11 protein-coding genes are annotated in these 12698 nt (G+C 53.9%); all 11 read right to left on the bottom strand.

Annotation, left to right across the window (positions count from 1 at the left end):
• From tssK to tssB, 11 genes are read right to left on the bottom strand one after another with little or no spacing between them, the layout of a single operon-like run.
• Positions 1–1323, bottom strand: coding sequence for a type VI secretion system baseplate subunit TssK (gene tssK / locus BLP79_RS08255; RefSeq protein ID WP_090218015.1), 1323 nt, complete (start codon positions 1321–1323; stop codon positions 1–3).
• The gene (tssJ, locus tag BLP79_RS08250; RefSeq protein ID WP_090218014.1) at positions 1320–1910 is read right to left on the bottom strand and encodes a type VI secretion system lipoprotein TssJ; all 591 of its coding nucleotides are present in this window, start codon (positions 1908–1910) and stop codon (positions 1320–1322) included. The genes tssK and tssJ overlap by 4 nt, the downstream gene beginning before the upstream one ends.
• Positions 1907–2800 (bottom strand): FHA domain-containing protein, encoded by an 894-nt coding sequence (locus tag BLP79_RS08245; RefSeq protein ID WP_090218012.1) that lies wholly within the window; start codon positions 2798–2800, stop codon positions 1907–1909. Before BLP79_RS08245 ends, tssJ begins: the two co-directional genes overlap by 4 nt.
• Positions 2797–3525 (bottom strand): substrate-binding periplasmic protein, encoded by a 729-nt coding sequence (locus BLP79_RS08240; protein WP_090218010.1) that lies wholly within the window; start codon positions 3523–3525, stop codon positions 2797–2799. Before BLP79_RS08240 ends, BLP79_RS08245 begins: the two co-directional genes overlap by 4 nt.
• Before the next feature lie 4 nt (positions 3526–3529).
• Positions 3530–6097 carry a type VI secretion system ATPase TssH gene (gene tssH, locus BLP79_RS08235; protein WP_090218008.1) on the bottom strand — a complete coding sequence of 856 codons (2568 nt, stop codon included), beginning with the start codon at positions 6095–6097 and terminating at the stop codon, positions 3530–3532.
• 22 nt (positions 6098–6119) lie between these two features.
• Positions 6120–7109: a type VI secretion system baseplate subunit TssG gene (locus tag BLP79_RS08230; RefSeq protein WP_090218007.1), complete on the bottom strand. Its 990-nt coding sequence runs from the start codon at positions 7107–7109 to the stop codon at positions 6120–6122.
• Positions 7100–8893, bottom strand: a complete 1794-nt coding sequence (locus BLP79_RS08225; protein WP_090218006.1) for a type VI secretion system baseplate subunit TssF — start codon at positions 8891–8893, stop codon at positions 7100–7102. Before BLP79_RS08225 ends, BLP79_RS08230 begins: the two co-directional genes overlap by 10 nt.
• Position 8894: 1 nt before the next feature.
• Positions 8895–9296: a GPW/gp25 family protein gene (locus BLP79_RS08220; RefSeq protein WP_090218004.1), complete on the bottom strand. Its 402-nt coding sequence runs from the start codon at positions 9294–9296 to the stop codon at positions 8895–8897.
• Entirely contained in the window at positions 9297–10700 is a 1404-nt protein-coding gene (locus tag BLP79_RS08215; RefSeq protein WP_090218002.1) for a type VI secretion system contractile sheath domain-containing protein, read from the bottom strand.
• 10 nt (positions 10701–10710) lie between these two features.
• The gene (gene tssC / locus BLP79_RS08210) at positions 10711–12183 is read right to left on the bottom strand and encodes a type VI secretion system contractile sheath large subunit (protein ID WP_090218000.1); all 1473 of its coding nucleotides are present in this window, start codon (positions 12181–12183) and stop codon (positions 10711–10713) included.
• The gene (gene tssB / locus BLP79_RS08205; protein ID WP_090217998.1) at positions 12183–12692 is read right to left on the bottom strand and encodes a type VI secretion system contractile sheath small subunit; all 510 of its coding nucleotides are present in this window, start codon (positions 12690–12692) and stop codon (positions 12183–12185) included. The genes tssC and tssB overlap by 1 nt, the downstream gene beginning before the upstream one ends.
• Between the last annotated feature and the right edge of the window lie 6 nt (positions 12693–12698).

Here is a 12698-nt window from a genome sequence, read left to right as displayed (position 1 = left end):
TTAATCGATCAGATAGAGCGTTGCGTCAACGCGTTGAATGCGGTCATCCACATGCAGCGCCAGCGCTTCGCGTTTGCCCAGATAACTTTGCCAGTGTTCACTGCTTGTATTGATCGTGAAGAAAGCTGCGTCGGATCGGCTGCGCAGCTCCGACGGGGGAACCGGCAATGATGTAAGTTCGACACCAGTTAGTCCGCGTGAGACCAGTTCAGGCATCGCCGAAAGACCCGCCAGTTTACAGGCAAGCGGTGCCAGATCTAAAAGTGCCGGCGCTTCTTCGCTGCCACTCAGTGCCAGAACAAGCCGCCGATTTTCTTTCAGGAGCCGCGGCGGGATCACCAGACGCAACACACGACGTTTTTCAAATAGCTCACTGTTCCAGCTGAGCGCCACAACACTGGCCGGTTTTTCAAGCGTCAGCTTGCTGCGCAGATCACTCCACAATCGATCAAAAGATGTCGCCTGACGGGCTGCATCAAACATCATGTTTTCACTCGTGGCCTTGCCCAGAATGGCATCCAGCTCTACCGACATGCTGGCAAGGCTCAGATACAGGTTGCGCGGGCTCATCATGCCTTCAGCCTGGGCGTTTTGCAGTACCAAAAGCCATTTGTTCAGAACCTGTAACTCCAACCGCTCGCTCATCAGGCTTGCATAACTCCGCGTATCACTCTGCGTAGCGACACGACCAGCCGCATTGCTGGCCCGGACCCGCGACAGCGAAACAATCTCGGCCAACCGTTCCTGTAAAACAGGCGCTGCTGACATGCGCAGGCACTGCGGCAAGAAAGATCGGTCCAGTACCACCTGGCCTTCGGCCGTTTTCTCGAGAATTCGTGCGATCGGGATCGTCGCATAGCCGGAGAAATCCATCTTATCAAGCAAAAGACAGGCCCCCACATCAGCCATTTCCGTCTCGACCGGTTCATTCGTGGGATCATTCAAATCTTGCAGCTCAGAGCGGTATTTTAGCATACGCGCCAAGCCAGTTTCACTGCCGAACTGAGCAGTGCCCTTAATCGCAAGCGGCACTGCGAGATGCACGGTTTCATCCACCAACCCATCTGGGATGTCTATCAACAACTCTTTGCTCAGGCGAAAAAATAGACGGTCTGGGAATACTCCTGCAGCTTCACGTACAGAAAACTTCCCTATTTTTTGCGCGTCCGCGTTCAGCTCAAGCGCGCTCACACCGAAATCGCCAGTACTGAGATCAAGCTGTGCAACTTCGTTCACATAGGTCTGCACCGACACATCCAGATGTTGAAAATGCTGCGGGGCGATGAACATGCCTTCGCTCCAGACGACTGATCCTTTGGTCATTCTCCGCCTCCAAACAACTTGCCAGCCCCGGAAAGCATACGGCCAAAGAAGCCTTTTTTCTTAACCGGCTGCGTTGCTGCAACTTCGTCTTCGGTTGCATTGCGATATTGAATCGAAACACCCGAGGTTGTCACGGAAATCGTCACTCCCTCGTCCAGCGTTTCCACATCAATGGGGACAACGCTGCGAAACTGCTGTGTCTCATAGTCCGCAAATTCGGCAAAAGCACCCAGATAGAACACATCGGGCACCAGATCAAAGGCAACGAGACGTGTTTCATTTGGATAAAGCGGCGACAGGCTGCGTTCGTCCAGAACGGCACCAGCCAGATCCGGTGATGTCTTGTGAAAGATGTCCCAGAAGGTGGCTGCTTCAAATTCACTGCGGCTGCTGAGCTGATAAATGCGCACCACCGTAGGGTTGGATGCATTATTGTATTGGTTCACATTCTGACCAGCCTGAACACTCAGCGTCTTATTCACTGGAACGGGTTCAACTTCTGGTGCGCCACAGGATATGAGCAGGCCAACACAAGCTGTGGCGCTGAGAAGACAGGCACGCTGCCTAGAGCCGAGAGCATTCTTCATTGTTTCCGCATTTCCTCGGCAAATAACGCCAAGAAAGAGCGCTTGAACTCTCCGCTGGCTTTTTTCTTGGCAAACTGTCGGCGATGAATGGCCCAGAACCGTTTCTTTCGCCGCATCAGTGGAGGGATAAACAGTTTGTAGTCATCCTCTAAAATGTTGGGATCTACTTCATCCAGAAAACGTTCCAAGGCGCGCTCTACTGCTTCCAATGCGTTTTCTTGATAATGCTGCCCCCGCAGGAGCGCATCGATCTGTGTCGTACTGGGCAAAGTACGGGGCAGTCTCATAACCTCGACATTTTCGGCGGTCTCTGCCTCAGACATCGGAGTTTGCTGGAAATGACGTTTCGGTTCAACCGGTTCGCGCAATTCAGGCCCTTCGGCAAACGGGTCAAACATCAGGTCCTCATCGAGATCCTTGACCGTGTCAGAAAACCCCCGTTTAGGCTCATTTTCATAGGTCTCAATCTCGGCATTGGCGATCAGCAGTTCCTTAGCCGAAAAATCGGTCGTGGTTTCAAAGGGGTCACCGGCCATCAGATCGTCGGCGGTTTCAACCACTTTACCGCTTTTGGCGATAAGACTAACCAAAAGACGATACCCGAGAATGCCAATCACATCGCCATCATTGAGCCCATGTGCCTCGCCAGATGGCAGATCCTTACCATTCAACTTTGCACCATTGGTGCTCAGATCTGTCACAGTATAGCCACCGTCTGGCAGGCGCATCAGTTGAATATGCCTGCGCGACATCTGTTCAGACATGTCCGGCAGACAGATATCGGCGGCAAAATCCCGGCCGATATCAACCTTAGAACCATCCAAGTAAAACTCGCGCTTTGGCACGGTTTCGGCTTCGGGGATTTGGATCAGCTGTATGCTCAGGGTCATTCGGCAATGTCTCGACAAAGCTGGATCATATTGTCAAAGCGCCTTAGAAATAGCGGGTTGGCATTCACATAATCCTTGGAAAAATGCACGCGCATGTCCTGACGACGGAACGGGATTTTGCGAAACTGCTCTTCACTGAGCCCGCGTTCTTCCATGAAATGCGAAAAGATCAACTCATATTCCAGGGCAACATCGATATCACCCACGACCAACATATTAAGAAGAGAAGCGGCATCCCGCGGTCGCATGATCACATTGTAGCCATTGGATTGCAAATAGCGCCATTTGGAGGTGGCGAATTTCGCACTGTAACGCGCGCTCAGCGCATCTGCCTGATCGTTTGGATCCACGTCTGAACTTAGCTGCATATACCAAGCGAGATCTTCGGACACGACCGGTGAGGATGGCACAGAGTATTGCGCGCGGGATTTATTGGACGAACCCACAAAAAATCCGTCAAAACGGCCCATTTCAGTGCCCAGTTGCGCGCCGGACCAGGCCGTCATATGGAATTCATAAGGTACATTCATACGGTCAAGCGCGCATTTTACGCGCTCAACTGCGATTCCGGTCATCTCGCCGTTTTGGATCATTTGATACGGTGGCAACGATTGCGTCGCCAGACGCAGAACCTGTGAATTCTGCGCCAAAACCTGAGACGTCTGCGAAAGGACAAACCCCATACCTGCTACCGCCATAAGAGACAGGCATCTTCTGACGCGCATCGTTCTACTCCAGCCTTAAGACTACCTCGGTGCCGTTATGTGCAACGGTTATTTTTTCCAAAGGTTTATCTTCAATCACGCGATTAATACACTCTTCCGCGAGCTTTGGCAGGAAGTTTTTGTTAATAATGGCTTCCAAAGCACGTCCTCCAGACAGGGGGTCAGTATTGGCCTTGACCACATAGTCGACAAAATTGTCTTCCCAGGTGAAACTCGCACCATATTGTGCGCTGATACGCTTTTTGATTCGGTTCAGGTGGATCTCAGTCAGCTTTGCCCCAACTTCTGGCGTAAGCGGACGATAAGCGATCAGTTCAGTTCGACCGATAAAGGCAGGGCTGAAGTAATCCAAGAGCAATGGCCGCAGATGATCGTTCAGCTCACCCGGACTGGGCATTCCGTCAGATCCATCGATAAAGTCGCGAATTTCCTCGCCACCTGCATTTGAGGTCATAATGATGATTGTATTGCGAAAATCGACCTCATTGCCCTCGCTATCACTGATGTATCCCTTGTCAAAGATCTGGAAGAACACATCCTGAATTTCGCGATGAGCTTTTTCCATCTCATCCAGCAACAGCACACTATAGGGTTTGCGCCGCACCGCTTCCGTCAAAACGCCACCTTTGCCATATCCGACATAACCGGCCGCTGCACCAAGCAGCATAGAAACCTTATGAGCCTCTTTGAACTCAGTCATATTAATGGTGGTCATCGAATCCTCACCACCAAAAAACTGATCGGCAATCGCCAGCGCAGTTTCGGTTTTCCCGACTCCTGACGGGCCGCACATCATAAAAACGCCAATGGGTTTGCGTGTGTCCGTCAGACCTGCGCGAGAGATTTTCAAGGATTTCGCAATAGCTTCGATTGCTGCATCCTGACCGATGACACGCTCCTTCAGCGTATCTTCAAGCGCTAGAAGGCGTTCCGCTTCCGAGGCGCCAAGGTTTGAAATCGGTACCCCCGTCCAATCAGCAATCACTTCAGCAACAGTATTCTGTGTGACCCAGGGGTGCACGATAATCTCTTCGTCCTCGTCAACAGATGGCGGATCACCGGCCTCTGCCTCGGCATCCTGCGCTGCGCGCGCCGCATCAAGGCGCAGCTTGACCTTCTCCAACTGGTCCTCCCACATGGAGATCCGATCGGCGAGCGTGCTCTTCAGCTCTGTGATGTCGGCATTAAGCGCGCTTGAGTCAAACTCGGGATCACCAAACATACGGGCATCGGCTGCGGATTTCTCCAGTTCGGCCTCAACAAAGCGCAGCTCTTCTTCCAGCGTCTCAATCTGTGCCGGGCGCGAATGCTGCGACAGGGCCACCCGAGCACAAGCCGTGTCCATCAAGCTGATCGCCTTATCCGGCAGTCGACGCGACGGCATGAAACGGATCGAGAGATCCACGGCTGCTTTGATTGCCTCTTCGCGCACAAAAACATCATGGTGTTTACTCAGACCATCGGCGACAGCGCGCAAAATATTCACCGCTGCATCGCGGCCAGGCTCATCAATATTGATCGGTTGGAAGCGACGCGACAAGGCCGGGTCTTTTTCGAAATACTTTTTGTATTCCGCAAAAGTGGTTGCCGCAACAGTGCGAAACTCACCCCGTGCCAGAGCTGGTTTCAGCAGATTCGCCGCATCGTTTTGCCCCTCGGTGCCTCCTGCCCCGATCATCGTGTGGGCCTCATCAATAAAAACAATGATCGGCGTCTCCGAAGCTTGCACCTCTTTGATGACATTTTTCAGACGCTCTTCAAACTCACCTTTGACTGAGGCGCCCGCCTGCAACAGCCCCATATCCAGGCTGACCAGATCTGCGCCTTGTAACTGCTCGGGCACATCGCCAGAAGCAATTTTCTGCGCAAGCCCTTCTACAACAGCGGTTTTACCGACACCGGGCGCGCCCAGAAGAATCGGATTATTCTGCCGTTTGCGCAACAGAACATCAACGGCTTTGGAGACCTCACTGGTGCGACCCAAAACGACATCCAGCTCTCCATCGCGGGCAAGCTGAGTGAGATTCACTGTGTATCTCTGCAAGGCTGTGCCATCGCCCCCAGCGGCCAGGCCAGCGGTGGCACCACCGCCCGTGGAAGGCACAGCAGCGACAGTTTTGCCCCGCTCCGCGCAGAAGGCCTGCAGCGCGTCCGTGGACATGGGTTTGAGCGCTGTGATCGTCTCAGATCGCACACCAAGCGCATTGGGCTGCTGCGTCGCCAGAACAAAAACCTCAGGTGTGATTTGGCCCAGACCCAGCTCGACCGAAGCCAAGAGCCAAGCCTGTTCTATCTGCTTGGTGACTGAACCAGAAATCGTCGGCTGCTTGCCCCCTTCACCGACCCCTATGGGCATGACCTTTTCCAGATCGGACTGGAGGTCATTCATATTGACGCCCTGCCCCTCAAGGAAGCTCTGCAGCTCGGTGTCACCACCAAAAAAAATGTGGTATAGCCAATGAGCGCTTTCCACTGCGGCAGATTTGCGTTTGATGGCTTCACCCACACCACTTTCAAGGGAGTTCCGAAGCTGTGGAGACAGTCGAGCGACAAGTTTGGTCAAGCTGGCCAATGGTTTTTTCCCTTATAAAGTATTAGGCGAGTTTAATAGAAGAGCTGAGCTCAGGTCTGCGTTCTGGTTGCAACAAATGATAAGCCCCAAGCCGTGCGGCCCCTTCAGCCTTGGCAGAGAGCGCCGGAGACTTCAGATATTCGCGGCGGATCTGTGCAAAAAAAATCACCGGGACCGGATCACGCAAATATTGCGTCACAATATCGCGCAGTTCATTAAGAGTGGATTGATCATCGGCAAGAGACTGAAGCGCCTCGTCATTTTCGCAGTCGATAGACAGGGCAATGCGACCAACAGGCGTTTGCCCCTGTCGCCCCAGTAACGCACCCTGCCCCAGAGCATTCGCAAAATGGCGCGCGCCACCCGACCCCGACCCCGACCCCGACCCCGACCCCGACCCCGACCCCGTCAACCGGGTGCGGCAATCAGAGTCAATCGGCAGCATTCGGTTAAAACTTGCCGAGACACGAACATCCCGACCGATCCACCAGGCCACGATATCGCGCAGCCCCTCCAGCGTCCGCGCCCGTGACAGAAGCGGCATCATGAGCTGAACATAGCGCGGATCGCCATTGTCGCGTTTGATGGCACGTGCAAGGCGGTTCAGAATGCTCGCCGCGTTCTGACCTGAGCGATCCTGCGTTGCCACCAGAACCGAAGCCTTGCGGGCACGCAATTCCAACTGCATCAAACGGCGGTCAAATAAAGCCAGAAAAGCCTTCATCCCATCATCATCCGCGTGCAGCCCAGACTGTAGCGCATCCTGAATGTGATCCGGCAAAGCACTGTCAAAACTGGTGAGCGCCCCTCCCGACAACTCCGGTGCAGCGGATCCGCTGTTCTGGGCAAAGCTCCCCTTTCTAGCGTCAGCGCCGACACTGCGGCTGCCATCTGGAAACGGATCAAATTTAGCGCGTTCTAATGCATCGCGAAACACGGTCTGCCCCAACCGCTCTGCCTGTAGAAGTGGTATGTCAACCAGCGACTTCGCCCCACGCTCTTTTACCCGCATGTCTGGCTCCCATGCTGGCGGGGAAAGACTTTGAACGGTTCCGCGCGACCTCTTTCGCGCACGCTCAGCTGGAAAAAGCGATCATAGCTGATCATCGCGGCAAAAACGAAATGCAGCGCGGTCGCAAAAACCGTTCGCGAATAAGGCAGCGCATCAGCGTCCAGAACAACCTCTATCCGACTCCCAGCCGACAAAAGCACGTTTTTGCCAACACTGACGGGCGCGATCGACTGGCTAACCGTAACATCCCAGATCCCATTGGCCGCATCGGCATAGCCAGAGGGCGCACAGAGATGCAACGCCTCTTTCAGCGCTTCACTGGGGTTCTCCGCATCAAAAATTGTAGCAAAATTGCCGTTCAGCATGGACATTACATCCCAAAGTTTTGCAGCAGAAACATCAGGCGACACAGGTGCCGTGGGTTCATCAATCAGCTCAAACGGGCATTTCGCCAACGTGTCATCGTCAAAAAACACCTGTGCACCCGGGCGCGGTGCGCAGGCGGCACTGCCATTGGAACAATAGAGACTGGCCACGAAATCAAGCGGTTCGGGATCTTGACCGAGACCTACATTGACAGAAAAGCTAACTTCCCGGCGAGCGGAATTAAACTCACCAATCTGATAGCGCTCTTGCCAGACTGCGAGCCCGTCATCTGCACGGCGCTGAGGGGAAGTCATCGCAGGCAAAAGTTGTTCACCCTCAGGGGTCAATTGCCGAAGATCCCGTATCTGCAGGCTTTCCACATGCATGTCGGCGCTTGTTGTCGGTAAAACCGGTACTTGCTGGCGGCCATAATCATAGCGCACGGGCCGCGAATGATCGGTATAGAGGTTCACAACAGGAACCACATTAGTGGCCAAATCCGCCACGCCCATATCACTCAGCTGTTTCAGCCCTTCGCCTGAGATAAAAAACCGCAGCTCTATACCGCCCTCTGCCACTTTTGCAAAGCCACCGTCAGTATCCCTGAGGGTGAAAAATGCAGCCTTGTCCGGATAAGCAAGAAAATCTCTGAGCCGGGAAATCGCCGGAACCTGCATACCTTTACGCGGCAAGAATGTCCGATCTTCACCCTGCATGGAGAGACCAAAGCCCGATTTGTCCAAAACATGGGTCGCATGGGCCCCGCGCCCTTCGGTCGCGGCATAACCGAGTCCTATAACATCACCGGCCAGCACCTCGATCAGTCGCTGTTTCCGGCCTCCGGGGGCATTCACATATAGCTCAATCTGATCCGGTGCCAGTTCAGACAAAGACTGTGATGCATCAAGCGGTGAAAGCGTAACGCAAATCGCCGCCTCACAGCCCCGTATGTCTTGGGGCACCTCAAAGGCAAAAGGCGCTTGTTCGATCCGTACTGCGGAAACTGAAACGGGTTTTAACGCCGCATCACGGGCAACCGTAAAGCGGCATGAGGGGGTTTCGCCGTCTACGGCAATCGGCAGGACGCTGCCTGCGGCAAGCTCCAGTGCGTCGCCAAACTCCTCTGCGGTCGCGACCAGTCGCACCGCCGCATAAGAGGGCGCACCAAGGAGAAACGTGGGCGCAAGAATGCGCATAAGATCCAGGGCCGTTTCAGGCAGCGTGTCATCCAGCCGCTTCGACAGACGTGCAGCATGCAGCGCCAGCGCATCGGCAAGGCGCTGTACATTTGGATCGGTGCTGCGCCCGGCGGTAATCCCCAGCGCCTTTGCCTTCTGGGGGTGGCTCTTTTCAAAGTCGGCAAACCCCCGCCGCATATATTCCAGCTCGGTTTCGAAATATTGCAGGATCTGCTCCATACTAGAGCCCTTCTTCTATGTGCTGATCAAGCCGTGAAAGCCGGGTTTCCACCTCAATCGGCTGTGCCATACCCCCATCTTTCACGGTGCCCGACACAAAAAATTTTACTGTGTTCTTCTGGTCATCTTCCTGGAGGTCAATTTCGCTAACGGTTTTCAACCGAGGCTCAAAGGCCATAAGCCGCTCTTTCAGCGTGCTGCGCATTTGCCGACTGTTGCGACCTTCGGCCAAGGCCCAATGCATCGGGATACCATAACACAGGATCGACGCCTGCACATTCGGCAGGTTAACACCCGCTGCACATTCCGGCGAAACCGCCTGCAAAAGTGTGGCGATATTGACCTGAACGTCATGCTCAAGATCGTCATCTCCCTGATCCAGAAACGCGGATGCAAAGCTCATCTATGCCGCCTCACCCAATTTACCAGAACCAATGTCCGTATGCAGGACAATATCCCCCATCACCTCGTCGATCTGATACTGCGGCCGTACCACAACTTCGCATTTGAACCGGGCACTGTCAGAGGGGCTTTCAGAGACCTGAATCCGAGCCCGCTGCAGCGGATAGCGCGCCTGCAATTCGGTTGAGGAACTGGAGGGCGACACATAAGGGTCAAACCAGTTGTTCAATATTGCTTCGCATTCGGCAGCAGTCTTCACCTGCCCGATCAGTGCCCGGATCTGAACCTTGACGAAATGAACGATACGGCACGCAATCAGCACCGATTGCAGCTGGGTCACCACCTCGGCATGGCCAGAGCCTTTGCAATCGGTCACCGTGCGATTGCCAACAAAATACAGCAGGTTGTTTTTTGTGCTTTCAGCCAGTGCGATAAAGCCACTTTCGGAATAATGCTGCGCCAGATTGCGGGTCATACGCACCATCGGCATATGATGGCGCAAACAGGCCTTAGGGATAGGATGATCGGGGGTTTCCAGGACCGCCCCTACACCCGGTTCATTGGTCACAAGCTTGAGAAACCCAAACCAGGCGCAACGGCGATATTCGGCAATCACACTGCGCAGAAAATCATATCCGGCAGAGGCCCAGAGCCCCCGGCTCTGGCTTGGCCATTGATGAAACCGGAACCCTATATCGAGATCCTCATATGCGCCGCGCAGCTGAGTCTGGTTTATCACAAGCCCTAGAAACCGCGCATTCGGCAGCTCACGCAGGGTTTGCCAGCCGCGATACTCTTCTCCATTGAGAACATTGGAAATCCGTCTCGCATCCGTAAACCACGCCGCGTCATTTTCCCCAAAAAAATCCTCACCCACACCCATGACAATCGGGCACATACACGCCTCTCCGAGGCTACAGATAAGCTGCGCTGTAAAGAGATCGTCATATTCCGTATCAAGGCTCATCGACAGACCGTGGTCGATATAAGCAATACCAAAGGGCTCGCCACCCAATGTGTCCAACTCCCGCTGACCCAGTAGATTATACAACACCGCCCGGCGAGTTTCGCTGGTGTAATGGAGATCGCGCGACAACTCGTCCCAGCTCAGATCCAGCAGCTTGATCTTGATCGCGGGTGTACTGTCCTTGGACCAGACAACCGAAGCCAAGCCCATCCATCGCGCTTCCATATCACAGAACTTGGGCGCTTCGATGATTTCGTTGAGCTGAGCGTTCAGTACATCCTCAATATCCAGACACAGTCTGCGGACATGGGATGTCAGGGCCTCGACGGAGGCAAACCGCGCCAGCAAGCGTTCAAGCAGCTGCTCTTCCGCCAAAGTGGTCTGTGGCGCAGTTAGCGCCACAGAGTCCGATATGTCTTGTGTGTCCGAAAGGTTCACACCTGCACCATCAACCGCCCGGGATTTTGGTGACCATACGTACGGAGGTTGTCAGCTCTTCCAGCTGCAACCACGGACGCAGGTAAGCGACGGCAGAATAAGCGCCAGGCTTGCCCGGCTGTTCGATCACATCAATCGTACTTTCAGCCAATGGGGTTTTCGACCGTTCAGCGTTCCCCATGGCTCCGCCATTGGTGTACTGATCAATCCAAGCCTGAAGATCAGCTTTGATATCGCCTGCCTCAAGGTTAGAACCTAGCATATCGCGCCCCATGACCTTCAGGTAATGGGCAATCCGGCTGGCTGCCATGATATAAGGCAGACGTGCGGAAATCGCGGCGTTAGATGTCGCGTCAGGGTCAATATATTCCTTCGGACGCTGTGCAGTCTGTGAGCCGATAAACACAGCATGGCTGGTGTTCTTGTAGTGAACCAGCGGCAGAAAACCGAGATCAGAAAGCTCTTTTTCACGCTCATCCGTCAAGTTCACTTCCACAGGGCAGGCCTGCATCGTGTCGCCAGCGTCGGATTTGTAGATCAGGTTTGGCAGCTGCTCAACCTTACCACCATTGTCCATACCACGGATCGCCGTACACCAGCCAAAGGCGGTGAAGGCGTCGTTCATTTTCTGGCTCATCTGATAAGCCGCGTTGGACCAAACCAGCTCACTATTGTCAGCAGGGCGCTGATTTCCGTCCGCATCCGTTGCCAGTTCGTGATAATCAAAGGTCTTTGCCTTACCGCCATTTGCGCCATAAGGTAGACGCGCTAGCGTAGAGGGCAGGGTAAGAGTGACATAACGGCTTTCGTCGCTATCACGGAACCCGTTCCAAGCCGCATAGGCCGGGCTGTCAAACCCTGCTGCAACCGGGCGACCTTCGGCAAAGGATTCAAAGCTGTTGTACTCGAACATCTCAGGGCTTGCTGCCGCAATAAAAGGCGCATGACAGGCTGCGGCGGTTTCCGCCATATAGGTCATCAGCGCGACATCTTCGTCGCCATACCCAAAGTAATAGTCTCCGATCAGCGAACCATAAGGTTCACCACCAGCGGTGCCGAATTCATCCTGATACAGCGCTTCAAAGAGCGGGCTGCGGTCTACCGCAGGCGCATCTTCGAACTGCTCCAGCAATTCTTCCTTATCGTAGTCAACCAGCTTGATCTTTTGCTGAGTCCCAAGCTCGGTCTCACGCACGATCTTGTTCACGCCGCGCCAGGATCCTTCGAGGCGCTGAAACTTGTCGTTCTGCATGATCGCAGACATCTGCTTGGACATCAGCTTATCAATCTCGGCCACCGTTTTACGAATGGTCATGCCGACATTTTGATCCCACACCAATTGGCCGTCCATTGCCTGAGAGGTGAGAACCGAAAGCAGTTCCTTGGTTGTATCCTCAGGTGTCTGGACCGTGGCTTCAAGCGCACGCTCCAGAAGACTGATTTCTTTTACCTCGGCTGCGCCTGCTGCTTCTTGCTCAGACATTACGCATCTCCCTCGGTGCTTGTTTCAACGCCGAGCTCTTCGCCCAGTGCTTTCACCATATCAGCGTCCTGAAGTATTTCCTTCAGGACTTTCTCTAAATCACGAGAGCGGTCCGCCTTCGCCACCAACGTCATCAGCTTTTCACGCGTTTCAGCCAACTTCTTCAAAGGCTCTACTTTGTCGACGATCGCATCGGGTTCAAAATCCTTCATGGATTTGAAATCGAGGTTCACCTCGAACTCGGAACCATCATCCTGGATCTTGTTCTCGACTGTGTAGGTCAGTTCAGGACCAACACGTGCCATCACATCGTTGAAATTGTCTTTATCAACCTGATAAAAGGTACGATCTTCGATCGCTTCTTTATCCTGACGATCACCAGAGTAGCCACCGATCATCGCCGTGACGAACGGGAGTTCTTTTTTCTGAACAGAACCACCGTCTTCAACATCAAAGGTGATGCTGACCCGGTTTTTGCTAACCCGCTTTTGCTGAGCGTTCAATGCCATAGGCGT

This window comes from Epibacterium ulvae, from assembly GCF_900102795.1.
GTDB classification, from domain to species: domain Bacteria; phylum Pseudomonadota; class Alphaproteobacteria; order Rhodobacterales; family Rhodobacteraceae; genus Epibacterium; species Epibacterium ulvae.
The sequence above is the reverse complement of the archived record's forward strand: the minus strand, read 5'-3'. Positions and strand labels throughout refer to the sequence as shown.

Coding starts and splice junctions, on each gene's coding strand:
- tssK (WP_090218015.1), bottom strand. CDS start 1,323: ATGACCAAAGGATCAGTCGTCTGGAGCGAAGGCATGTTCATCGCCCCG.
- BLP79_RS08230 (WP_090218007.1), bottom strand. CDS start 7,109: ATGCGGGTAAAAGAGCGTGGGGCGAAGTCGCTGGTTGACATACCACTT.
- BLP79_RS08220 (WP_090218004.1), bottom strand. CDS start 9,296: ATGAGCTTTGCATCCGCGTTTCTGGATCAGGGAGATGACGATCTTGAG.
- tssB (WP_090217998.1), bottom strand. CDS start 12,692: ATGGCATTGAACGCTCAGCAAAAGCGGGTTAGCAAAAACCGGGTCAGC.
- tssC (WP_090218000.1), bottom strand. CDS start 12,183: ATGTCTGAGCAAGAAGCAGCAGGCGCAGCCGAGGTAAAAGAAATCAGT.
- BLP79_RS08240 (WP_090218010.1), bottom strand. CDS start 3,525: ATGCGCGTCAGAAGATGCCTGTCTCTTATGGCGGTAGCAGGTATGGGG.
- tssJ (WP_090218014.1), bottom strand. CDS start 1,910: ATGAAGAATGCTCTCGGCTCTAGGCAGCGTGCCTGTCTTCTCAGCGCC.
- BLP79_RS08225 (WP_090218006.1), bottom strand. CDS start 8,893: ATGGAGCAGATCCTGCAATATTTCGAAACCGAGCTGGAATATATGCGG.
- BLP79_RS08245 (WP_090218012.1), bottom strand. CDS start 2,800: ATGACCCTGAGCATACAGCTGATCCAAATCCCCGAAGCCGAAACCGTG.